Source organism: Seonamhaeicola marinus (assembly GCF_008085455.1).
Window position 1 is genome coordinate 147,349 of record NZ_VSDQ01000679.1, and the last position, 23,159, is coordinate 170,507.

At 33.9% G+C, this 23,159-nt stretch carries 23 protein-coding genes; 16 read left to right on the forward strand and 7 right to left on the reverse strand.

The window, feature by feature from the left end; genetic code table 11:
- Positions 1-132 precede the first annotated feature (132 nt).
- Entirely contained in the window at positions 133-729 is a 597-nt protein-coding gene (locus tag FUA24_RS11795; RefSeq protein ID WP_148542512.1) for a hypothetical protein, read from the forward strand.
- Between the two features lie 77 nt (positions 730-806).
- Here FUA24_RS11795 and FUA24_RS11800 read toward each other — a convergent pair whose 3' ends face one another.
- Complete coding sequence (locus FUA24_RS11800) at positions 807-1,880, reverse strand: PA0069 family radical SAM protein (RefSeq protein WP_148542514.1); 1,074 nt, start codon at positions 1,878-1,880, stop codon at positions 807-809.
- A 490-nt stretch (positions 1,881-2,370) separates the two neighbouring features.
- Between FUA24_RS11800 and FUA24_RS11805 the strand changes: the two genes are divergently transcribed.
- The 9 genes from FUA24_RS11805 (at position 2,371) to FUA24_RS11845 (ending at position 8,781) form a co-directional block, all read left to right on the forward strand.
- A complete protein-coding gene (locus tag FUA24_RS11805; RefSeq protein ID WP_148542516.1) occupies positions 2,371-2,775 on the forward strand; it encodes an SRPBCC family protein in 405 nt (134 codons plus the stop codon).
- A 139-nt stretch (positions 2,776-2,914) separates the two neighbouring features.
- Complete coding sequence (locus FUA24_RS11810; protein ID WP_148542518.1) at positions 2,915-3,460, forward strand: hypothetical protein; 546 nt, start codon at positions 2,915-2,917, stop codon at positions 3,458-3,460.
- A gap of 148 nt (positions 3,461-3,608) precedes the next feature.
- Positions 3,609-4,877 (forward strand): hypothetical protein, encoded by a 1,269-nt coding sequence (locus FUA24_RS11815; RefSeq protein ID WP_148542520.1) that lies wholly within the window; start codon positions 3,609-3,611, stop codon positions 4,875-4,877.
- Between the two features lie 150 nt (positions 4,878-5,027).
- Positions 5,028-5,741: a hypothetical protein gene (locus FUA24_RS11820; RefSeq protein WP_148542522.1), complete on the forward strand. Its 714-nt coding sequence runs from the start codon at positions 5,028-5,030 to the stop codon at positions 5,739-5,741.
- Positions 5,742-5,893: 152 nt separating this feature from the next.
- Positions 5,894-6,340, forward strand: coding sequence for a hypothetical protein (locus FUA24_RS11825; protein WP_148542524.1), 447 nt, complete (start codon positions 5,894-5,896; stop codon positions 6,338-6,340).
- A gap of 162 nt (positions 6,341-6,502) precedes the next feature.
- Positions 6,503-6,919 carry a hypothetical protein gene (locus FUA24_RS11830; RefSeq protein WP_148542526.1) on the forward strand — a complete coding sequence of 139 codons (417 nt, stop codon included), beginning with the start codon at positions 6,503-6,505 and terminating at the stop codon, positions 6,917-6,919.
- A gap of 194 nt (positions 6,920-7,113) precedes the next feature.
- Positions 7,114-7,737: a JAB domain-containing protein gene (locus FUA24_RS11835; protein ID WP_148542528.1), complete on the forward strand. Its 624-nt coding sequence runs from the start codon at positions 7,114-7,116 to the stop codon at positions 7,735-7,737.
- 199 nt (positions 7,738-7,936) lie between these two features.
- Positions 7,937-8,329 carry a hypothetical protein gene (locus FUA24_RS11840; RefSeq protein ID WP_148542530.1) on the forward strand — a complete coding sequence of 131 codons (393 nt, stop codon included), beginning with the start codon at positions 7,937-7,939 and terminating at the stop codon, positions 8,327-8,329.
- 11 nt (positions 8,330-8,340) lie between these two features.
- Positions 8,341-8,781 (forward strand): SMI1/KNR4 family protein, encoded by a 441-nt coding sequence (locus FUA24_RS11845; protein ID WP_148542532.1) that lies wholly within the window; start codon positions 8,341-8,343, stop codon positions 8,779-8,781.
- A 25-nt stretch (positions 8,782-8,806) separates the two neighbouring features.
- Here the strand turns inward: FUA24_RS11845 and FUA24_RS11850 are convergent, their stop codons facing one another.
- Genes FUA24_RS11850 through FUA24_RS11860 form a run of 3 tightly spaced genes read right to left on the reverse strand, consistent with a single transcriptional unit; the run spans position 8,807 to position 11,135 of the window.
- Entirely contained in the window at positions 8,807-9,889 is a 1,083-nt protein-coding gene (locus tag FUA24_RS11850) for a bestrophin family protein (protein WP_148542535.1), read from the reverse strand.
- A gap of 2 nt (positions 9,890-9,891) precedes the next feature.
- A complete protein-coding gene (locus FUA24_RS11855; protein ID WP_148542537.1) occupies positions 9,892-10,539 on the reverse strand; it encodes a peroxiredoxin-like family protein in 648 nt (215 codons plus the stop codon).
- Positions 10,536-11,135: an NAD(P)H-dependent oxidoreductase gene (locus FUA24_RS11860; RefSeq protein ID WP_148542539.1), complete on the reverse strand. Its 600-nt coding sequence runs from the start codon at positions 11,133-11,135 to the stop codon at positions 10,536-10,538. The genes FUA24_RS11855 and FUA24_RS11860 overlap by 4 nt, the downstream gene beginning before the upstream one ends.
- 108 nt (positions 11,136-11,243) lie before the next feature.
- On the opposite strand from FUA24_RS11860, the gene FUA24_RS11865 reads away from it, so the two are divergent.
- Complete coding sequence (locus FUA24_RS11865; RefSeq protein ID WP_148542541.1) at positions 11,244-11,603, forward strand: winged helix-turn-helix transcriptional regulator; 360 nt, start codon at positions 11,244-11,246, stop codon at positions 11,601-11,603.
- Between the two features lie 58 nt (positions 11,604-11,661).
- On the opposite strand, the gene FUA24_RS11870 is transcribed toward FUA24_RS11865, so the two are convergent.
- Positions 11,662-12,504 carry an AraC family transcriptional regulator gene (locus FUA24_RS11870; RefSeq protein WP_148542543.1) on the reverse strand — a complete coding sequence of 281 codons (843 nt, stop codon included), beginning with the start codon at positions 12,502-12,504 and terminating at the stop codon, positions 11,662-11,664.
- Positions 12,505-12,710: 206 nt separating this feature from the next.
- Here FUA24_RS11870 and FUA24_RS11875 point away from each other — a divergent pair, with 206 nt between their 5' ends.
- The 5 genes from FUA24_RS11875 (at position 12,711) to FUA24_RS11895 (ending at position 20,806) form a co-directional block, all read left to right on the forward strand.
- Positions 12,711-14,753: a beta-L-arabinofuranosidase domain-containing protein gene (locus FUA24_RS11875; protein WP_187388266.1), complete on the forward strand. Its 2,043-nt coding sequence runs from the start codon at positions 12,711-12,713 to the stop codon at positions 14,751-14,753.
- Positions 14,750-15,637 (forward strand): LytR/AlgR family response regulator transcription factor, encoded by an 888-nt coding sequence (locus tag FUA24_RS11880; protein WP_148542547.1) that lies wholly within the window; start codon positions 14,750-14,752, stop codon positions 15,635-15,637. The genes FUA24_RS11875 and FUA24_RS11880 overlap by 4 nt, the downstream gene beginning before the upstream one ends.
- Before the next feature lie 141 nt (positions 15,638-15,778).
- Positions 15,779-17,701 carry an alpha-amylase family glycosyl hydrolase gene (locus FUA24_RS11885; protein WP_148542549.1) on the forward strand — a complete coding sequence of 641 codons (1,923 nt, stop codon included), beginning with the start codon at positions 15,779-15,781 and terminating at the stop codon, positions 17,699-17,701.
- A gap of 12 nt (positions 17,702-17,713) precedes the next feature.
- Positions 17,714-19,060, forward strand: coding sequence for a sulfatase family protein (locus tag FUA24_RS11890; protein WP_148542551.1), 1,347 nt, complete (start codon positions 17,714-17,716; stop codon positions 19,058-19,060).
- Positions 19,061-19,132: 72 nt separating this feature from the next.
- A complete protein-coding gene (locus FUA24_RS11895) occupies positions 19,133-20,806 on the forward strand; it encodes a GDSL-type esterase/lipase family protein (protein ID WP_148542553.1) in 1,674 nt (557 codons plus the stop codon).
- Here FUA24_RS11895 and FUA24_RS11900 read toward each other — a convergent pair.
- Positions 20,803-21,585 (reverse strand): enoyl-CoA hydratase/isomerase family protein, encoded by a 783-nt coding sequence (locus FUA24_RS11900; RefSeq protein ID WP_148542555.1) that lies wholly within the window; start codon positions 21,583-21,585, stop codon positions 20,803-20,805. The genes FUA24_RS11895 and FUA24_RS11900 overlap by 4 nt on opposite strands.
- 38 nt (positions 21,586-21,623) lie before the next feature.
- Positions 21,624-23,036 carry a sensor histidine kinase gene (locus tag FUA24_RS11905; protein WP_246147032.1) on the reverse strand — a complete coding sequence of 471 codons (1,413 nt, stop codon included), beginning with the start codon at positions 23,034-23,036 and terminating at the stop codon, positions 21,624-21,626.
- Between the last annotated feature and the right edge of the window lie 123 nt (positions 23,037-23,159).

Genomic DNA, 23,159 nt, shown 5'->3' on the forward strand with positions numbered 1-23,159 from the left:
ACCTGTTCTTATACTATGTTAACTTAACCATAATTTAACAGATAATTTAGCATATAAATTAGTCAAAATCAATGTTTTACAAGGTTAATATGCAACATATATTTGCAGTGTAAACGTTAAACAATCCAAATCATGAAAAACGTATTAACAAACTCCAAAAAAGTAATCTTAATGGTAGCAATGTTGGCTACGGTTATGGGTTACGCTAACGAGATTTCTCTAATCAAATTTGGTAAAGATTTAAGAGGAACTGCATTAACAATTGATAATGTAAAAGAAGGCAACCAGTTATCTATTAAAGATAATTACGGAATCACTCTATATAAGGAAGTAATTGAACAATCGGGTGTATACTCAAAAGGTTTTGATCTTACAGATTTACCTGATGGTGATTATTTCTTTGAATTAGAGAAAGATTTAGAAATTCAAACTATTCCTTTTACAGTAAACGAAAGCGTAGTAGCATTCAAAAAAGAAGAAGAGACTACTATTTTTAAGCCTTTTGTTAGAAAAGAAGGAGACCTAGTTTTTGTTACTAAATTGGCGCCAAAGTCTGAACCTTTAAAGGTAAGCGTATACGGTGTATACGATTCTAGTTCTGAGTTATTATACTCTGAAACTATTGAAGACACTCAAAACATTGAGCGCGTATACAAATTAGAAGATGGAAATTACAAATTAGTTTTCAACTTTAACAACAAAGAAGTTACAAAGTATATCAACAATTAATAATAAGTAAATTTAATTCTTATTTAGTTTAGTTTAGTTTTGCTGAAAGCGGGTCTCTCCAGACCCGCTTTTTTTGTTTAAAACAATTTAAGTTGTCCGTCTTTATAAGTCTCATGCAAGCTTGTATTTAGCTTGGGCACAGCTTTATCTTTAAAGTACTTAGCTCTAGCCAATCTTACCAAACTGTGTATTTGTTCGGCTATTTTGCCCTCGCCACGCATTCGTGTTTTAAACCTGCTATCATTTAAAGCACCACCATGGCAATCTTCTATTTGGTGTAGCACTTTGTCTGCCCTATCTGGCATTGTTTTTTTAATCCAATCCGTAAAAATTTCACCAATGGCACCATTTAACCTAACAACGGTATGTGCTATAGCATATGCACCATGATCCGAAGCCGCTTTGGCTAAAGATAAAATCTCATGACTATTTATAGATGGAATTATAGGCGCCATCATTACATTTACTGGCACACCATTATCGGTTAGTGTTTTAACAGTTTCTAATCTGCGCTTTATTGTTGCAGTTCTGGGCTCTAGAATCTGTCTCGTCTTTTCAGATAATGACGTAATGGATACATTAACAGCAATTAAATTATCTCTTGCCAGCGCTTTAAGGATATCTAAATCACGTAAAATCAGAGCATTTTTAGTGATAATACCCACCGGATGCTTATACCTTAAAAACACCTCTAAACATTGCCTCGTAATTTTATAACGTTGTTCTGCAGGTTGGTAACAATCTGTATTACCAGACATTACAATGGTTTGCGCCTTCCAGCTTTTCTTTTTTAGTCTTTCTTCTAACAGTTTTGGAGCACCCTTTTTAACCAAAATACGCCGTTCAAAATCTAAGCCTGGACTATACCCCCAATACTCGTGTGTGTTGCGTGCATAACAGTAAATACAACCATGCTCGCAACCTTGGTAAGCATTCATAGAATATAGCATACCAACATCTGGACTCTCTACTTTATTAATTATGGTTTTTGGAAAAACCTCTAAATACTTGGTTTTATTTTTATCGGCTTTTTCGCCTTCTTTTTGACAATATTCAAGGAAATCATCACGGGTTTCGTGACTAAATTCGAAAAAACGATTAGGGACGTTCAGCTGTGCGCCGCGTCCTTTTATAACAGACTTGGGGTTCATAATGGATAATTTAAAAACGTTGAGGGAATACCTTATTCCATAAAATTACTTAGAATTTGAACCCAAAAATGTTAAAACGAAAATGGGTTATTAACAATATTGATTTTGTAGCAATTTTAAGTTCCCTCTGTTTAACAATTAATAAACTTCCCCTTTACTAAACTTGTTCTGTATTGAAACGGAACTTTGTCTTTGCATTGTGGTTAATGCAGCTAAAAAAGCAAATATTAAAGAACGTTTAAGGCCAAATAGGTTTAGGTATGGCTGCTATGCATTTATTAGAAAATGGTGTAGATATAAGTTATATAAAGCAACTTTTAGGTCTAATGTTAGCAAAACTCGCAAAAATATACACTCATGCAGCTCTTAATAATTTTTCTGACATAAAATATTTACTATTTTAGTATTTCTATAGTAGATATATGATTACCTTAGTAATCATATACCCACGTTGGCTACAACCAGCAGAACCTACTGATAAGCTTATTTTATGAAAAATAGAGATAAATTAATAAAGAAAATTGAAATTAATGCTAAATTATCTCAAGTTTGGGAAACAGTAACTGACCCAAAAAACGTTAAAAAATATTTATTTGAAATTGATAAAGTTTCTAAATGGAAAACAAATAGCCAGATACCTTTTCCCATTGAAGAAAGCCATAGCGGTTCATTTCTTGAAATAGAAACTGACAAAACACTTAAATTCAGTAGCTCTTTAGGATTAGATGGTTTAGTCTCAATTGTGACTTATCAATTCTCTCACAGTAATGAAAATACTATTTTAAAAGTAACTCAAGAAGGTTTCGAAAATGAAGAAAAACGAAAAAACACTGAGAATAACTGGGAAATAATATTAAACAGGATAAAAGAAATGGCAATAGCCAACAACGTGTAAAAATAATTGCTTGGTTTTAGCCTATTCGAAAAATCCGCAGGATTTTCCTCTGGTTCGTTCCTTTTTTGTTAAGTTAGTTGCTTAAACACGCAACTATCCTTACACAAAACGTTGTAACACATTTGACCAAATCAAGAAAATGCAGGAATTCAGAAATTGGAAAGAGCTTATTAACCAAGTTTTAATTGACAGTGGACAATTTGAAAACTCAACTTCTGAATTGATAAATCAAACCGAAATCGAAACATTTAAATCGACTGACCAAAACTCTCTGACTGAAATTAGAGTTGGATATTTAGAAGAAGACCTTTTAATCTACTTACAAGTCTTCAATCCAAAAATTGTCGGATATAATAAGTTTGTTGAAGGAGATTATTTTCACGAACACGATTTTAATGAAAATGGAAAGAGTTATGGAAATCCTGGTTTGGAATTTATAGATTCTAACAAAAATGGAGTCATTAATATTTTAAAAAATGGTTTAGCAGGAACAGAAATACAGTATGTTTTGAATGGAAAAATATTAAAATCCATTGTTGATACTTATGGCGAGCCTCAATATATAAGTAGGTATGATTTTACCAATAGAAACTTTTTCCAAAAATTATTCTCAAAAAGCATTGAAAAAACGGAAGGAATTGAAAAACGAGAAATTAAATTGAATGAAATTTTTGGTGGAATATAAAAAACGTGTTACAACAATGTATAACCGCAATTACGGCGGATTCGACTACGTCCGAATCCACTCGGAATTGCTAACGTCTGTGCTAAACCGAAAAGTCTACGTATTTTAACCCATAACTGACGGTTATACTTGACCGTTGTAAAACATTTTGAGAAAAATCCGTAATCTTAATATCATACTTTTCATTTTATCATTTGCAACAGCTTTTGCCCAAAGCAATATGATTACACCTAAAAATGGAATTGATGGTATTTCTATAAAAATTGACACAACTAATATTTCAGTTGTTGAGAAACTTTACGGAAATGAATTTGATTTGAATGCTAACCAATCTTTCACGAGATATACATATCCAAAAATTGGTTTGGCTTTTCAATATGACACAGCTGATAAAAATAAAATTATTCGTTCCATATTTTTGGAAAGTCCATTTCAAGCCAAATTAAAGAATGGTATAGAACTAAATAAAACTTCAATGAAAGAAGTATGGAAAACCTATTCTGACAAAGGCTGTTTTACTTCTAAAACATATGCTTGGTATTCACAAAAAGGTATTTCTTTTTTCATCAAAAAAGATTCTACAACAAAAGGATATGACAGTGATAAGAAAATATATAAAATCGAAATCCACAATAAAAACGATTTTGGAATGCCTTCTCGAATCAATTTTGAATTTGACAAAGAACAAAAAGAAGAGCGAATACGAGAAATGGTTAATCTTTTAAAAGAAGATGATTTTACCTTTAAAAAATTTGATGATTTCTGGGAAATTCAAAAAAAGAATGATACCAAACCTTTTCCGTTAAAAAAGCAAGAGAATTTCAAAAGAGAACTTGAATTCGATTTGACTCAACTTAATAATGAAATTAGAATTTATGGTAGTGTTTTTGAACTTAACGTTTTAAAGTGTAATAATGACTTGGTTTATTTAAAGCTCTCGTCCGAGAATGAGATTTTAGTTGAAAGATATTCTGACGAACAAATTGACATATTACTCAAAAAGCATCAGAAAAAAACAAATATTCCAATCGACACAAAAAGCGCTATTGATTTTCCTACTGATACTTATGTTTATGGCACATTTTGCGGATTTGCAGGAACACCACCTAATGAGTCACAAATTATGATTGATTTAGTCAATGAACGAAAATATTACAAACTTGCAAGACGACTAAACTCAATGAATCCAGAAATAGCAACTTATGGATATATTGGACTTGATTTTTTAAGAAAAAAAGGAATCGAAATAAAACCGCCTGAATTATTAAAAATGGCAGAATTGAGTAAATCTAATATTCAATTAAACACTTGTCAAGGTTGTGTTTATGGAGTCACAGAAACAATTCAAGAAGTTTTAACTGAAAATAATTTAAAAGTAATTTACAAATCTTATAAAGATAGTGGAATGCTTAAATAACGTTTTACAACAATGGCTATAAGTAATTGCTTATTCTCGCCTACATCTGAAAATCCTCGCGGATTTTCAGCTTGGTGTATACTTGCGAAGTTAAATACTAACCCACGCAACTACTCATAGCCGAGACCGTTGTGCAACATTTGACCAAAAATGAAAATATTCGAATTTTTTAAGAAAAAATCAGAAAGTTTGAATGACAAACAATCGGAAAATGTAATTGAAAAATCTGAAACGGAATTTGTCATTGAGGTAAAACCAGATTCGAGTTTTGAGTATGTTCACGTTGAAGAAGATGGTAGCGTAAGAGAATTAACGAGAGAAGAAAGAGGATATTTAAAAGAGAAATTTGAGCCAACAGATGGAGCTAGACCTTATATTAAATTCAGATATAAAAGCAAAACACCTGACGACAAGCTTTGGGGGTTTCTTCCAAGAAAAAAAGTTCCAAAAAATATAACGATAGAGAATATAAAAATGGACAAAGAAACTTGGAGAAGGAATTGGATTTTTATGATTAAAGATTTAACCAATTTAGAATATCAAAAAAAGACTTGGCTCAACTCGAAAAATACGAATCCATATTATTCATTTATAGAATTTATGTGCTCATACTTTGACGATTTGGATTTATCAGATGGATATGAAAAGCATATCGAATCTGAATTGGTAACAAAAGCTGAATATGAAACTATTTCCGATTGGCACAAATTGCTTTCTGAATATGAACCACCAAATAATGATGACTATGACAATCGAGCAGTTTTGAATGACAAAAATTGGTTGGAAATTATTGATTTAGGAAACAAATCGTTAAAATCTCTAAAGCCGAATTTAGATAAATTTGAACGAAGTTTATTAATATAAAAACGTTGCACAACAATGTATAACCGCAATTACGGCGGATTCGACTGCGTCCGAATCCACTCGGAATTGCTAACGTCTGTGCTAAACCGAAAATTAACGTATATTAACCCGTAACTGACGGTTATACGAGACCGTTGACAACAAGCAGAGAAATGAAATTAAAAAGAATAATATTAGCTATTGGAATTTTATCATTCTTATTTGGATGTAAAAAAGAGACTAGATATACGGACAAGCATGGTAATATTATAATTGAAAAGGGTGGTAAAATGTCCATAATTCCTGCAGAATATGAAAAAACAGGAACTTCATATAAAATCTTCTTGCGGAATGAAACTAACAAATCCATAATCATAAAGGACAGGTTTACCTTGAGTCCCAATGAAGAGAAAACATTCGTATTTGTGGATACGGATTCAATTTTATTTAACATCGGACCTGAAATTTATTTCGGAGAATATGGACTTGAAACTGATGACAAAGAAGGACAATTAGCTGGAATTGGTGGCAAATTTTGGGAAAAGTATAATGTACCAGATGACGTGGAATATGGATTTGTAATAGTACCACCAGGCAAGGGTGATATTGCGACTGAATAGAAGCCAGTTGCCAACAATGTATAACCGCAATTACGGCGGATTCGACTACGTCCGAATCTACTCGTAATTGCTAACAAAAGTTCTAAACCAAAACACAATAACTTTTAACCTGTAACTAATGGTTATACGTAACCTTTAGACACAATTAAACCATCAAAAAAAATGTTCGGATTATTTAAAAGGAAACCACAGGAGTTACCAAAATTTGAGGAAATTAGAACTTCGGAATTTGGAAATAAATATTTTGGAAGGGCTAAGCCGTGGGATTGGTTAAATGAAGAAATGATTCATGTATTCGACCCTTCTACAGCAAAGTGGATAACAATGGATCCTTGGTTTCAACAAATTTATCTTGCAGCTGAGGGTAAAATGACATTATTGGAGTTTGCAATTAACATTGCCAAAATGTATTCTAAACGGCAAGGAATTCCTGAAGGATTAGATACAATGCTATTGGCTTACTTTCGTCAATTACATAATGACATGAAGCTTTTGAAATTAAGCCTTCAACCATTCGAACTTGAAAAAAATCATAAACTGACAATGTCTGAATATGGAAAACTTAAAGAAAATAATTGATTAAAAAGACCAAACTAAAACGCTATGATTTACTTTCAAGAATTATGGAATGAAATTGAATTTAAATATAACTTAATTTCCAAAACAGAAATATTAGTTTGGAAAGTAAAATCTAATTCTTAACAAAGCGCATAATTGCTAAGCAGAAGCTAAAAACCACCTCTTACATTTTAAAAAAGTCTTACATTTACCTTATGGACATTAAACTGACAGAAGAAGAAAGAATTAAAATCTTGAATTCCGATGATATTTACGGAATTATGCAAAAGATTCTACTTCGGGAAGATAAAATTGACCAAAACAGGGAACATTTTTGGGTTATCGGACTTGAGACTAATAATCGAATTCTTTTTATTGAACTCATTAGCTTAGGAACCGTAAATAAAGCTCTAGCGGAGCCTATGGAGGTCTTTAGTCTTGCTTTGCAAAAAAGGGCAGTTAAAATCATTTTATGTCATAACCACCCTAGCGGAGAACTAAAACCTTCTGAGGCTGATAAGGATATAACGGATAGATTAATTCAAGTCGGAATTATTGTAGACACAGAAGTTATCGACCATTTAATAATATCCAATAAAAGCTATTTAAGTTTTAATGATACTGGACTTTTGGACGAATTGAAAAAAAGTACCAAATACGTCCCTAAATATGTGCTAGAACAAAGATTTAAAAAAGAGGCAACCGAAATTGCCAATAAAAAGAAGACCATTGAAATAGTAAAAGAACTTAAAAGAAACGGAGTTGATAACGAAACGATTGCATTATCAACAGGACTTTCAATTGAGGAAGTTGAAAAATTGAGAGTACGAAAAAAATAAAAAGCCAATGCCTAACAAAGTATCTAAAAAATCACTTTTTTAGGCTTAACCAATGTGAGTTGCTTGTTTACTAGCTTTCAATTTTTCCTTTGAAAAATCCTTGCATACAAACTCTCAACTATTCTTATACATAACCGTTGGTATGTAATTGCCTCTGGCACGTGTAACCGCGTTGTGCTTAATTTAACCAAACAAAAACGTGAAAAGAATATTCACTTTGACATTACTTTCTTTTTTTGGTTGTAAAAACGAACCTATCTGTACTGTAAATGAAAATAACGCTGGAAAAGAAATCTATGATTTGGACGAGTCGACTTGTTTCATTGCTTTAAAACTAAACAAGAAAAAATTCGACTTGAAATTGATTCGCAGTGCTCTAATTGCAGAGGAAAACTATATAAGCAAAATAGGACTAACTACAGAAAACCCGAATCCCAAAAGTGAATCTGAATCGAATGCTGAATTGGACATTAACCAAATGGTGGAATATGCTCTAAATGAGGAAAAAGTGGAATTAAGAAAAGAGGATTTACTCGAAATATATGATGCCGAAATTGAGTATTTGATGTTCATTGGAGTAGTAACAGAATAAAAAACACCAAAATGCCATTTCCTTTAGAAGAAAAATATATACTAGAAACAGAATTGGAATTGGGCGTAAAATTCCCATCTGAATTCAAAAACCGCATGATTAAATCAAACGGTGGAGACCTATTGATTTCTGGCAATTTTGAATTTGAATTGTATCCCTTCTTTGACAAATCTGATCGAAAACGAATAAGTAGGACCTGTAATCATATTGGACTTGAAACAAAAAATGCTCATAAATGGAATGGATTTCCTGAGAATGGAATTGCAATTGGTGCAGATGGATTTGGAAATCAACTAATACTAACCCATAACGGAAATGGCAACTTAACTGAAACACTATATTTCTGGAATCACGAGACGAAGCAGGTTGAAAAAATAGCTGAATCTATTAAAAAACTTTACATTGAAAAAAGCTCATTTTGGAATAAAATAAAGGCGAAATTTAATCGATAAAACAAATTCAATCTGCTTTATTCAACTACATCTGAATTCCCTTTTGTTCTGATATCCCTTTAGGAATTGAACTAGGTTCATCTTCTATCATTTGTCTAATATCTATTTCTATTCCTCTAGACATAGTAGTAATTGGCACGTCATTGGCTATACCCTCAAAAGGATTCTCAGAAACTTCACCAATACGTTCCATAGTATGAAAAATCCATGAAACTATTACACTAAAGGGGATAGACAGCCACACAAATCCATTACCAATGATTTCCATAAACCAAGACGGGTTTTCGTAAGCATTTAAAATTTTCAATCCGATTTCGTCAAAAACATTAATGATTCCAAAAGGCAAAAGCATAATAAAAATCCAAACAAAGAATAAATTTAATGTTGCAAATTGCCTTGGATAAGGAAAGTTTTTAATACGTTCTAACTTGCCTTGAAGTGTAAATAGTTCAACAATCAAATTTTCCATTTCTAAAAAAGAGAACTCCCAAATATATCCTTGTTCTTTAAGTCTCCTTAAATGTTTTGACTGAAGGTTTAAACAGGCTGTTTGCTTATTGGCTTTACTTAATACGTATTGCTTTTCTTCAGCCGATAAATACCCTTCTAACTCTTCGTCTAGGGAAAACTTTCGTTCATTAATTTCTACGTCATTCATGTATTCTCTATCAGAACTATTTACACTAGACATTTCCCAAGGCTTAGGCGCTCTTAATGCATGCCTTAAGGATGTCATCCAAGCTATATGACGCATTACCAATTCCTTTCGAACACTAAAGAACTCTTTGTCAGATAGTTTTTCATTGGCATGTTGATTGGTAATAAAATCATTAATCATAATTGTAAAAGATCTAGAAGTATTTACAATACCTCCCCAAACTTTTCGAGCCTCCCACAAGCGGCCATATGATGCATTATTTTTAAAACTAACAATAAATGCTAAAGCACTACCTACCAAAGCAATTGGCAACCAAGGCAGGTGAATAAACTTCCAATCTAGCACTACATATAAAATTGTTGGGATAGCAGAAATAATTACAAACTTGTAAATATTTCTGCGCGTCCAGGATAACATAATTTTTATTGAATAATTTCTCTTTGTGTACATAACTATAATTTTTTAAGTGCTTGAATTAACACTTCTGGGTTTGGCCTTTTTGTATAGTCAATGGAATACTCGGCATACTTTATGATGCCATCCGTATCAATAATAAACCTAGCTGGAATAGGTAATGTCCATGAATCATCTCCGTTATACATAGGAAGACTAATTTTAAAATCGTCTTTATAAAGTGATTTTAAAGGGTTTACCATTTCCCACCGCAATCCAAATTTTGCTGCCACCTCATTTTGCCTATCGCTTAATAAATCAAAATTTAAACGTTGCTGTTCCAATATTTTTTTATTGAACTTGGGAACCTGAGGAGATATACTCAACATATTACCTCCAAGACCTTCAACATTAGATTTGTAACGCTTTAAATATGCTAAATCGGTGTTGCAATAAGGACACCAAATACCTCTATAAAAAGTTACCACCAAAGGAGCTTCATTTAGCAAATCAGTACTTAAAATTGGGGTTCCTTCTTGATTATTCAGGCCGAATTCTGGAGCCTTACTCCCTACTTTTAGGACACTCATTCCTATACCCGAAGTCTCCAATTCCCTAGTGGCTTGATGCATAATATCAACTTGGCTCTTTGGTAATCTTCCTTCTATTTTTTCCCTAAGTTTGTCTAAGCTATCTTGTAATATCATGAGTATACTTTTTCTATCAATTCCTCTTTAATATGCCTTTCAAATCTTATAAAATCGTTCTCAATATCTGGGTTCTTCATAACATCATAGGCAAAAAATGTCTTTAAAGGCTTTAAACCAAACCATTTAAAATTCATATGCATTGGTAGTAATAAATCGTCTTCACTTATACCATTAAAGAATATCTCGTTTGGATCATTAAAGGCTTCCTTTGGCGCATTAGCAGTAACCGAAATCATATATTTTCCTTTTAACAAACCACCCAATCCATAGTTCTTTTTAGGCGCCTCAGCGGTTCTACCATCTCCTTTAGATAATTTTCCCATCATTCCTGCGGTAAGAACCTCATCTATGTATTTTTTAAAACTCCATGTTACTCCCATCCAGTTTAAGGGTGTTTGTAGAAAAACAATATCTGCCCATAAAAACTTTTCTATTTCTTCTTCCACAGAATAGTCTCCCTCTGTTGTAGTAGTTCTAATTTCAAAATCATTTTTACCTAGAATTTGAGTTGCCTTTTCTATAAGTGATTTATTCAATTTCCCCTCAGCAAAAGGATAATATTGGTGACCGTTTATTATAAATACTTTTTTCACGTTCGTATTTTATTTTTACATTTGTTTCACAAAGAAACCAATAATAGTTTATTTTTGATACTATTGAACCTAAATAGCCTTCAAAAAGTGGTAACCAAAAGGTAACTCATGGGAAGAAAAGTAATTGACAATCCTAATTTGTGCTCTTTAGTGCATGCTATGAATATTATTGGAGGTAAATGGAAACCAATATTAATTTACCTATTGGCTAATGGTAGTTTACGCTTTGGTAAGCTTCTTTTGTTTACTCCAACTATCTCAAAAAAAGTACTTACCCAACAATTAAAAGAACTAGAGGAAGACGGTTTAATCATAAGAAAAAAGTACGCTGAAATCCCACCAAGGGTAGAGTATTCTTTATCTGAAAAAGGAAAAGCATTACTACCAGTTCTAAAAGCTCTAAGTGATTGGACTTTTGAAGCCTATGATGAGGTTGGCTTTGAACAGTGTAAAATCATTACTTTATAAACCATTTAATTTTTAGAACGTCTTGAGATTTGACGATTTTAACTTCAAAAATTGGAACTCAATGAATCCTCTTCCTATACACCCTAGGACTTACTTCTTTAAGTTTTAAAAAGGTTCTATTAAAATGGCTGATACTCTCAAAACCACAAGAATATGCAATATTCTGAACACTCAAATTAGTGGTTAACAGAAAATGACAAGCTTGTTCAATTCTGGTAATGTTTAAAAAGCTAATAAAAGAATGCCCAGAATTAGATTTAAACCATCTACAAAACGACTGCGGTACCATATGTGTAAAATCGGCCATATGCTGTACCGTTAACTTTTTATCTAGGTTAGCCAGAATGTAGTTTGTGGTTTTAGACATCTTATTTTGTGTTGTACCATTTTTAGAGGATACCTGTTTTACTTTAGAGGACAAGGTTTTCTGAAACCTATCATTACATAAATAATCTAAAATGAGCAGTAGTTCACTTAATTGTTCAGTTGCCGACAGACTTTCAAAATTTATAATTTTAGAAACTAATGCGTCACTTGGTTTAAAAAAATGAATGCCCCTTTTGGCTTTATCAAAAAGGAGGTTAAAATCGGCACACTCAGGAAACGCTTTAAAAATGGCTTTATCAAATTGAATCACCAAAGCATTATGAGACTTGGCTTCATCTTCAGATACACTTATCCAATGATGAGGTACATTTTCTCCAATTAACACCAAGTCTAATGCCTCAAAAGGCAATATAGAATCGCCAACAAAGCGCGTTCCAGAACCCTTTATTATTAAGGTCAGTTCAATTTCCGGATGGTAATGCCAATAGGGCTCAAAACGTTCCACCGCAACATTAAAGTATTTAAAGGATCTCTGTTCCTGGCTTAAAGCTATCTTCTCTAATAAAGGCTTCATTATTATCTCATTATAACACTAAAATACGTAATTAACTAAAAATAAGTTTAAATACGCATAGTTTTGGTTTAAAAACGTGTTCTACAACCCCATAAAAGCTTATAGCTTTGTATTTAAGATTCCCATTAAGAGCCATAACCTGAGTCTTTTCAGGTATAAACTACAAACAAAATATTGCTTTAAAAATGCATCGTATTTATCTAACTATGATTATTTTAACTTTAATGTCTTGCAAGGAACAAGAAAAAAATTCGCAAGGCGAAAACTTTACCAACAATGTAAATAAGGTAGCCATTACACTCATTGATGATAGTGAAAAACTGCGTTTTTTTAACAACCCCAAACAACCTATTCAACCAAAATTTGAACAATTCCCAACAGGCAGTGTTAAACCAAAAGGCTGGATTTTAGACATGATGACTCAAGACCTACAAAACGGCGTGGTTGGGGCTTTAGATGAATTGTATCCAGGTATTAAATCTGATGATATCTACAACACTGCAAGGCGCGGAGGTATGGAAGACATCCCAGAAATGGGCGATTTAGTTTTAACAGGTGCAGCGTGGGAGACCTCCATAATGTGGTGGAACTCAGAAACCATTGGTAATTGGTGGGACGGTTTTGTTCGTCATGCTTTTTTAACTAATAACACAGATGCCATTGCGCAATCCCATCAAATTATAGATAACCTTTTGAAATCACAGGATGAAGACGGCTATATTGGAATCTATAAACCTAACTTAAGATACCAACATAAAGGTTCTAACGGCGAACTATGGGCTCAAACTACAGCTTTTAGAACCATGTTAGCCTATCACGAGTTTACCCAAAATCCAGAAGTTTTAACAGCTGTTGAAAAAGCCATGAAACTTACTATGAAACGCTATGGTTGGGATGCTAACCATCCGTTTTTCCTTAAGAACGCCTTCGGTGGGGTTACCCATGGTCTAATGCTTACCGATGTTTGCGAAACCCTTTATAGAATCACAGGGAATAAGGCCTACCAGAATTATGCTACCTACCTTTACAAAGCATTTTCAACCTATTCCATTAACCGTTCTTTTAACGATTTAAGGTATCCCTTTTTAATGGAAAAAGATTCGCTGTTCCAAGGTCATGGCGTACATACTTATGAGCATATCCGTACCATGGTAAACGCCTATTACAACACAGGTTATCCAGAATTACAAGAGGCCTACAACAATATGTTGTCTAAACTAGAACCTTGCCTCCTACCCAGTGGAGCTGGTCACGGTAATGAATGGATATTGCAAATGGAAGCACATCCAGAACATACAGGTGCCGAGTATTGCACCATGCTCGAATTGCGAAATTCTTATGGTAGTCTTATTCAAAAAACGGGGGACGTAGCTTTTGCCGATGCGGCCGAAAAACTTACCTATAACGCTATGTTGGGCTTTAGAAATAAAGAAGGTACTGCGATCACCTATGGTAAAACCGATAATTGCCATGTACTAGATGGTCATCATCATGAACATGATGAAAAACGGCCAGACCCAAGATATAAATACTCACCAACACACTCCGAACCTGCTGTATGCTGTGTGCCCAACTACGGAAGAAACTTCACTTATTTCTTAGAACAAATGTGGATGAAAACTAATACCGGTGTTGCCGCAATAATGTATGGGCCTTCGGAGTTAGCAACCAGCATTAATGGAAGTAAAGTAGCTATTACACAAATCACAAATTATCCGCTTTCTAATGAAGTTACCTTCAGATTTAAGATGGAAACAGCTAAAGCTTTTACTTTTAGTTTTAGAAAACCTGAGTGGACAACGCATATCATCTCTTCACAAGAATTTGATGATTTGGGTAATGGGTTTTATGCCATAACCAAAACATGGCAAGATGGAGACACCCTTACACTTACTTTTGAAAACAAACTGGAATTCAAAGAAGCTCGAAACAAAGACCTATATCTTCAACACGGTCCTTTGGTTTATGCTTATGAAATTCCACATAGAGAGGAAACTATAAAGTCTTATGAGGGCACTCACTTTAAAGATTACTATTGCTTCCCGCTGGCTGATGATTTCAAAAGTCTGCAAATTTTAAAAGATAGTACATTCCGTAAAATCGAAGATAAAACGGCTACAAACTTTTATGAATCTAATGTCTATTTAAAAGGTGCCCTTTTTAATTCAACTACAAAAAAAGAAGAACCTGTGACGCTAATCCCAATGGGAAAAACAGTATTGCGTAAAGTAACTTTTCAGAAGAAATGATAATAAAAGCATTAAAAACAGACTTTAAAGTTGTAGCAAATGCTATTGTATTTGGTGATACTTTTTTAAATTTGAGTAAACACCTTAGGGAATTAAATACCATGGCATTCCAACTAAAAACTATAAAGCTTCATCTTATTTACTGGCTGGCCCTGGTTCTCTTTTTTACTTTTATTTGGGGAAGTTATGACCATGATTATTTAAGAAACTTTATGGTGCAACTTTATTCCTTGCCCGCAAGGTTAATCTTGGTCTATGGCACCATTTTATTCCTCATCCCCAGATTCTTTTTAAAAGAAAAGTATCTCGAATTCTTTATAGGATTTGTAGGCCTACTCATTATTTCGGGGGTTGTTGTGCAACGTTCCATCATGGTTTTTATGGTACAAGGGCATTACCTACCCTATAAAAGCGAAACCTTTTTTAGAATTACAGAACTAATGAATACCATTTTAGATGTAAACAATGCACTTATTATTCCGCTAGTTTATGTCTTTGTTAAAAAGTGGAACGCTTCTAAAGAAAAAAGTCAAGCTCTAGCACAAGAGAATTTAAAACTTAGTAAAGCACAAGAAGAACATGTAATTCACCTTAAAGAAGGGAATCAGAGACATAAAATAGCCGTAAAAGACATTCTCTTTATTGAAAGTCTAAAAAACTACGTAAAGATCACCACCTTAGAGAACGAACTCACTATTTATAAAAGCCTATCCGCTTTAGAAGACATGCTTCCCAAAAACATGTTCTTAAGAGTGCACCGATCCTTTATTGTATCTACCGAACATATTAGCTCTTATTCTCCAACCAAAGTTATTCTTAATAATGTAACCATACCTGTTGGCAGGAAATACAAAGAAGCAGTAAAGACACACTTAAACTACTAATGGTTTTATAAACCGTATAGGCTGTTGTTCGTATAATGTCCTGTAAAATTAGGGAATTGTATTATAATTTTAACCTGTTCTACAAACCGTTCATATGCGGTCTGTCTAATAAGGAAAAGCAACCAAAACTAAAATTTGACAATGAAACTACTACCTTATATTTTTTTAAGTGTACTGTGTTTTTCTTCCTGTAAAGAGCAAGAAGACATAAAACAAAAAGAAACTAAAAGCACCACCCATTTTAATTCTCCACCAGAATGGGCACAAGATGTGATCTGGTATGAAATTGCTGTGGAACGTTTTTACAACGGCGACATTTCTAATGACCAAACCGCCGATGATATTGTAGATACCTATCCGGGATTTGTACCTAAAGGCTGGACCACCACGCCTTGGACGCAAGATTGGTACGAAGAGGATGCCTATTTTAAAAATCTAGGCACGCATAAAGACTTTTACGGCAACGTATTGAACAATTTTGGCTCTAAAGCTCAGTTGAGACGTTACGGGGGCGATTTACAAGGTGTTTTAGATAAAATGGCTTATATAGATTCATTGGGGGTTACAGCTATCTATTTCCGTCCGTTAAACGATGCACCTTCATTACATAAATACGATGCCAGAAACTGGAGGCATATAGACAGAAACTTTGGCCCCAACCCAAGTAAAGACAAAGCCACTATAGCTGCCGAAACACCCGATGATCCTAACACCTGGCAATGGACCGAGGCCGACAAACTCTTTATAAAGGTTATTGAAGAATTCCATAAAAGAGACATTCGCGTAATTCTAGATTATTCTTTTAATCATACCGGGAAATCATTTTGGGCATGGCAAGATATTTTAGAGCATCAGGAAAAATCTAAATACAAAGATTGGTACTGGATAGATCATTTTGATGATCCTGCAACAGAGGTCAATGAATTTAAATATCATGGTTGGGCAGGCGTTCATGAACTACCTGAAATTAAAGAAACGCAGAAACAAGATTTATCTAAAAGTGTTCAAAAGTTTGAAGGCAACATTTACAGTGATGCTGTTAAGCAACATATTTTCAACCTAACTAAAAGGTGGTTAGATCCAAATGGTGATGGCGATCCTTCTGATGGTATTGATGGTTACAGATTAGACGTAGCAGCCGAAACACCTTTAGGGTTTTGGAGAGATTTTAGAAAACATGTTCGCGCTATTAACCCAGAAGCCTATTTATTAGGTGAAATTTGGTGGGAAGAATGGCCTGATAAACTCCTAGACCCTGAACCCTTTTTAAAGGGTGATATTTTTGACGCTGTAATGAACTACAGATGGTATAGAGCATCGCGTCAGTTTTTAGGGGCCTCTCCGTATGATGTTAGCGCATCTCAATTAAAGGATAGTCTTCAATTGTTTAGTTCAACCATTAAAAAAGAGAATAACTACGTTATGATGAACCTTAATGGCGGCTTTGATACGCCAAGGGTACTTACTTCTTTCTTCAATAAAAACAAATACAAATATTACTGCAAAGTATCTGAAGACGCAAATTATAAGATTCATAAACCCGATGAAGCTACCTTCCAAAAGTTAAGGCTCTTATTAGCGCATCAGTATACGTATATTGGCGCGCCGCATATTTGGGCTGGTGACGAAATGGGCATGTGGGGTGCCGATGATCCTTCAACCAGAAAACCATTATTATGGCCAGAATTTACGTTTGATGACGAAAAAGTACATCCTTTAGGTGCCAACAAACCCATTGACAAAATTGCTTTGAATAAAGACTTGTTAGCCTACTACCAAAAGCTCATACGCATGAGAAAGGAGAACCCTGTACTATCAAGAGGCGCTATTCAATTTTTGGATCTTAATTCTGAAATATTAGCCTATTCCAGATTTGATGAAAAACATGAATTTATTATCATCATTAATCCAACGGATGATAAAGTCACTCTAAATATTCCAACAAAATTAACAGGTAACTACAAAGACGTATTAAAACATTCTAGTTACCCTGAGAAAAACAATACAATGGAAATAGAAATAGAACCTAAAGCGGCTAGAATTTTAAAACATACCAACTCATAAAACTATTGCAAAATGAAAACTCTTAAGTACATACTAATACTATTTATAGTGTCGAGTTGCAAAACCGAAACTAAAAAAGAAATTATTGAAACACCTGTTGAAAAACCAAACATCGTGATGTTAGTTGGTGATGATCATGGATATCCGTACTTCGGATTTAATGGTGCAGATTATGTACAAACGCCACATATGGATGAACTTGCTACCAGTGGTACCTTGTTCACAAATGGCTATGTGCCTCAAGCCCATTGTAAACCGTCTTTACAAACCTTAATGACGGGTACTCTTCCCATTGATTACGCCAGTAGCGTAGAACGTTTAATTGAAGAAAAATCAGTTCCTGATAGTGCAAAGGCCAATTTTAGATTCCATGCCATGAAACACTTCAATACTTTACCTAAAATCTTAGCAAAATCAGGATATAAAAGCTTCCAAGGCGGTAAATGGTGGGAGTTTAATTATCAAAATGGCGGCTTTGATGAAGGGATGACTAAAGGTTGGACGGAAGAGGACAAGAAAAAAGACGATTGGTTTTTAAAATTTATGGGAGGAGATGGTACAGAGCTGGTTAGAAAGACCATGCAACCAGTTTATGATTTTATTGATAAGTACCCTGAAGCACCAAAGTTTATTTGGTTTGCTCCAGAGCTCCCACACTACCCTTTAAACGCACCGGATAAGTATTACAATATCTATAAGGATAAGGACATGACAGAATCTGCAAAGCGTTACTATGCTAATTGTACTTGGTTTGATGAAGGTGTTGGTGAATTGGTAAACTACCTAAAATCTAAAAAACAATTTGACAATACATTATTCGTTTATGTGAATGATAATGGTTGGGAACAAGAGCCACACCAGGAGTTTAGACATGATTCTTTACGCTGGCATAATGGCGGGGATAAAGGGAAATTATCGGTATACGATCAGTCTTTTAGAACCCCAATTATTTTTTCCTGGAAGGATAAAATTAGTTCTAATTCCAGATCTAAAGCTTTGATACACAGTGCAGATATTCCAGCCACAATTTTAGACTATTTAGATATTGAAGTTCCTAAGGACTACTTCGGAAAATCATATAAAGCCTTAATTGAGGATAACACTAAAACCGATAGGGATATTATTATTGGGAAAGTCACCCAAATGCGCTCTGAAGAAGATTTTATGGGTAAAAAAATTGAAGCGTATTGGGCAAGAACCAATGAGTGGTTTTTCCAATGGAACCTAACCACAAAAACCATTGGCTTGTACGATATGAATACAGACCCTCAAAACAATACCAATTTAGCTGAAACACATCCAGACATGATTGCAGACTTTAAGGCTAAAATTGAAGATTGGAAAAAGGAAAGAGGCTAGTTTAATTCTGCTTTAAAACTTTTCACTTAAATTAGTGAACCTAAGCCAAATAGTATTTGAAACAAGGAAACCATGAATGAAATCGGAAAAATGAAACTAGGGTATTTATTTATAAAACTAAGTAGTTTGCTTTCTATTTTATTCATGGTTTCTTGCAATACTTCTGTAAAGGATTCTAAAAATAATTTGAATGCGCTAGCCGTTGAACCACAAATCCCTAAAACGAATACCACTATAAATACACAAAACTTTTCCTTCCCGAATGGGAAATTAAAGTGCTTGGTCATAAGCTTTGACGATGGCCCCGAGCATGACCGTATATTACTAGAAAAGCTAAATAAAGCAAACATAATAGGAACCTTTCATTTTAATTCTGGCAGATTGGGCAAAAGGGCCGAATGGTTAAGTTCAGAATTAGGTTATGATGTACATTTTGTAACAGAAACCGAAATAGGTACCATTTATAAGGGGCACGAAGTTTCGAGTCATGGTGTAAATCATAGTGGATTAAATGACCAAAACGATTCTGTAATTAGAGACGAAATTGGGTTGGACATCGATAAACTTAATGCATTGATAGCGGGAACGCATCATGTTCCAGTTAAAGGATTATCTTATCCTTTTGGAGCTTATGATAATCAAACTTTGAAAACCTTGAAAGCCTTAGGTGTAGAATATGCCAGAACCACTACATCTACTAAGAATTTCGAATTACCCGCATCTAATTTTTTAGCCTTAAACCCTACATGCCATATTTTTGACGCAGCTAATTACGGTTCTTATTTTGTTTACGATGAACCCAAAGACATGCAATTATTAAATATTTGGGGGCATAGTTATGAGTTTCATAACAACTGGAAATTGGCCGATTCCTTATGTAATCTACTAGGAAATAAAAAAGAGATATGGTACGCCAAAACCATTGAACTGGTTGATTATCTAAATGCCATTAAAGCGTTGTCATATACTGATGATTCTGTTTTCAACCCTTCAAAAGACATTGCCGTTTGGATAAAAAATAATAAAGGTGATTTTGTAGAATTGCCACCTGAGCAAAGTATGCCTGTTAGTTTTCAAAGTTCATTCCGTGAAATTAAAACTATAGATAGTCTTTATCCGAATTCTTCAACTAACATTAAGTATCATGTAGACTGGACAAGGGTTAATTACAATCACCGAATAGCAACCTTTAAAAAATCGCCTTTAAATTTTGGAGACATTGTATTTGTTGGAAATAGCATAACAGAACAAGGTGGTAACTGGGGAGAAAAATTAGGTGTAAAAAATGCTCGAAACCGAGGTATAGCTGGCGATGTAACGGATGGTGTTTTAAAACGCATTGATGAAATAACCTATTATAAACCTAAAGCGGTTTTTTTATTAATAGGAATCAACGATCTGTTTAATCTCCATTACCTTAAAGAAATACCTTCTCCTGAATATGTTGCTAATAACATCATTAAAATTACCGAGGTGATACATGAGTCGTCTCCAGAAACCCAAATATACTTACAAACCATACTGCCTACATCAGCTGATTATATGGCCGAAAACATAAATAAAGTCAACGCCTTAATAAAAGCCCGAGAAAAAGACGCCAATTACCAATTAATAAACTTATTTGAGGCTTTTGTTGGAGATAATGGCTTAATTAAACCACATCTTACTTCAGATGGTACACACCTAAATGAATTGGGTTATAAACTTTGGGTAGAGACCATAAAATCTGAGGTGGATTTAAATTAGTTTCCTGGAAAATCAGCTTTACGTTTTTCTAAAAAAGCAGTAGTACCTTCTGCAAAATCTTCTGTTCCGAAACATTTGCCAAAGGCTTTAATTTCGACTTCAAAACCGTTAACACCATCTTTTGAACTTGCATTTACAGCTTTAATAGCTTCTGCAATAGCTACAGAAGAGTTTTTAGTTATTTTTCCTGCTATTTTTTCACAAAGCGGTAATAACTCTTCTTGAGTAGTTACATGATTCACTAAACCAAAGCCAAGTGCTTTGGTAGCATCTATCATACCCGCCGTCATTATAAGTTCCATAGCGCGACCTTTACCAACTAATTGCGTTAAACGTTGTGTACCTCCGTACCCAGGAATTACACCCAAAGATACTTCTGGCAAGCCCATTTTAGCATTATTACTTGCCACTCTAAAATGACAAGACATAGCCAATTCTAATCCGCCACCTAAAGCAAAACCATTTACAGCAGCAATAACAGGAGTAGATAGGTTTTCAACAAAATCAAATAGTATTTTTTGTCCGTTTGCAGCTAAATGCTCCCCTTCTTCAACTGTATAATCAGCAAACTCACTAATATCGGCTCCAGCAACAAACGCTTTTTCACCGCTTCCGGTTACAATAATAACTTTAGTATCTCCATCTAAATCTGCATCTTTAAATGCATGATGTAGTTCATTTATAGTGTCTTGATTTAATGCATTTAACTTCTTCGGTCTATTAATAGTAATCGTTGTAATGCTGTTTTTAGTTTCGGTTAGTATGTTATTGAAGTTCATTAATATATATTTTAGTTTCTGTTGGTTAAACAGAACAATTATTCTCTTGGAAAAGTAACTTTAAATGTGGTTCCTTTATCTTTTTCAGACTCAAAACTAATGGAACCTTTGTAAGTTTCAACAATGTTTTTTACCATAGCCAAACCAAGCCCCATACCACTAGATTTAGTGGTAAATTTAGGTTCAAAGACTTTGTCTTTGTTTTCTTCAGCAACACCAGAACCATTGTCGGCCACAGTTAAAACAATATTTTTATCTACTACAGATACATCTATGACAATATTGGGTGTTCTGCCTTCTGGTATAGCCTGAATACTATTTTTAACCAGATTGGTAACCACTCTTATTAATTGTGTACGGTCAAATTTAGCTATAATTTCATCGGATCCAGATGTAAATTCAATGTAATCTTCATTAAAAATATCTAATGCCAGTTTTACAATTTTAACCACATTGAGTGTTTCATTTTGTTGCGCAGGCATATTAGCAAAATTCGAAAACGCCGAGGCTATAGAGCTCATTGTATCAATTTGCTGAATGATGGTCTTTGTATATTCATCTAACTTAGAATGAATACTTTCATCCTCGGGATCAAATTTTCTTTGAAAATTCTGCACCGTAAGTCGCATTGGCGTTAATGGGTTCTTAATTTCATGAGCTACTTGTTTAGCCATTTCTCTCCATGCCTGTTCACGCTCACTTCTTGCCAATTGTACTGCACTTTCTTCTAACTCATCAATCATACTATTATAGGAGTTTACCAAAATAGAAATCTCTTCACTAGTATCATCTACCTCAATCTTCTTGTTCCGTTTTTCAAGCCTTGTAGAGTTAATTTTATCACTAATAGTTTTTAGTGATTTGGTAATAAATTTAGACAGCAAAAAGGCAATACCAATTGCCGTTAACAATACCAACATAAACGCAAAACCAATACGTCTTAAAAACTCTTGCAACTCCTTAGATAAAAAATCATTATTCTCTAAATATGGCAAGTTTAAAATTGCAATTGGCTTAGAGCTTTTATTAGTTATGAAGGTATAAGAGGATTGAAACGTTTCCCCATTCTCCTTATGAATGTCTAAGTATCTATGCTCAGCCGTATTAAAAATTGCATTTAGTATTTCAGAATCTAAACATTGCGCAGCTATATTATTTTGTATACCCCTTTTTGATGATAACAGTAGGTTACCCTCAAGGTCATAAATATTAATTTGAAGTCCGTGAATATTGGCAATGCTATAAATCTCTTCTTTAAATATAAGTGGGATATTTTCCGTTTTTATTTCCCAACTGTGATGCCTTCCATTTAAAAAGGTCTTAAGATTCTTTTGGATACTGCTTTCTTTACGTTCTAAACGCCCTTTATGATAATCGGAACTCTGTTCTTTATATTGAATTATAGCTACGGCAGAAATAAGTACAGAGGCCAACAATACTAAAAGTATCATTGCTAAAAAGATGCGAGTACGTAGGGATAGCTTTTTTAAGTTCATGTACAATTACGTTGCAATAAATATAACAATTATCGCACCAAAGCGCTCAAAAGGAGATTTAAAATTTAAATCTTGCAA

Excerpts from the sequence above, each read along its gene's own strand:
- FUA24_RS11795 (WP_148542512.1), top strand. The coding sequence starts at position 133 with ATGAAAAACGTATTAACAAACTCCAAAAAAGTAATCTTAATGGTAGCA.
- FUA24_RS11800 (WP_148542514.1), bottom strand. The coding sequence starts at position 1,880 with ATGAACCCCAAGTCTGTTATAAAAGGACGCGGCGCACAGCTGAACGTC.
- FUA24_RS11905 (WP_246147032.1), bottom strand. The coding sequence starts at position 23,036 with ATGATACTTTTAGTATTGTTGGCCTCTGTACTTATTTCTGCCGTAGCT.
- FUA24_RS11865 (WP_148542541.1), top strand. The coding sequence starts at position 11,244 with ATGGGAAGAAAAGTAATTGACAATCCTAATTTGTGCTCTTTAGTGCAT.
- FUA24_RS11885 (WP_148542549.1), top strand. The coding sequence starts at position 15,779 with ATGAAACTACTACCTTATATTTTTTTAAGTGTACTGTGTTTTTCTTCC.
- FUA24_RS11810 (WP_148542518.1), top strand. The coding sequence starts at position 2,915 with ATGCAGGAATTCAGAAATTGGAAAGAGCTTATTAACCAAGTTTTAATT.
- FUA24_RS11835 (WP_148542528.1), top strand. The coding sequence starts at position 7,114 with ATGGACATTAAACTGACAGAAGAAGAAAGAATTAAAATCTTGAATTCC.
- FUA24_RS11890 (WP_148542551.1), top strand. The coding sequence starts at position 17,714 with ATGAAAACTCTTAAGTACATACTAATACTATTTATAGTGTCGAGTTGC.
- FUA24_RS11825 (WP_148542524.1), top strand. The coding sequence starts at position 5,894 with ATGAAATTAAAAAGAATAATATTAGCTATTGGAATTTTATCATTCTTA.
- FUA24_RS11875 (WP_187388266.1), top strand. The coding sequence starts at position 12,711 with ATGATTATTTTAACTTTAATGTCTTGCAAGGAACAAGAAAAAAATTCG.
- FUA24_RS11830 (WP_148542526.1), top strand. The coding sequence starts at position 6,503 with ATGTTCGGATTATTTAAAAGGAAACCACAGGAGTTACCAAAATTTGAG.
- FUA24_RS11805 (WP_148542516.1), top strand. The coding sequence starts at position 2,371 with ATGAAAAATAGAGATAAATTAATAAAGAAAATTGAAATTAATGCTAAA.
- FUA24_RS11820 (WP_148542522.1), top strand. The coding sequence starts at position 5,028 with ATGAAAATATTCGAATTTTTTAAGAAAAAATCAGAAAGTTTGAATGAC.
- FUA24_RS11895 (WP_148542553.1), top strand. The coding sequence starts at position 19,133 with ATGAATGAAATCGGAAAAATGAAACTAGGGTATTTATTTATAAAACTA.
- FUA24_RS11845 (WP_148542532.1), top strand. The coding sequence starts at position 8,341 with ATGCCATTTCCTTTAGAAGAAAAATATATACTAGAAACAGAATTGGAA.
- FUA24_RS11870 (WP_148542543.1), bottom strand. The coding sequence starts at position 12,504 with ATGAAGCCTTTATTAGAGAAGATAGCTTTAAGCCAGGAACAGAGATCC.
- FUA24_RS11900 (WP_148542555.1), bottom strand. The coding sequence starts at position 21,585 with ATGAACTTCAATAACATACTAACCGAAACTAAAAACAGCATTACAACG.
- FUA24_RS11880 (WP_148542547.1), top strand. The coding sequence starts at position 14,750 with ATGATAATAAAAGCATTAAAAACAGACTTTAAAGTTGTAGCAAATGCT.
- FUA24_RS11855 (WP_148542537.1), bottom strand. The coding sequence starts at position 10,539 with ATGATATTACAAGATAGCTTAGACAAACTTAGGGAAAAAATAGAAGGA.
- FUA24_RS11850 (WP_148542535.1), bottom strand. The coding sequence starts at position 9,889 with ATGTACACAAAGAGAAATTATTCAATAAAAATTATGTTATCCTGGACG.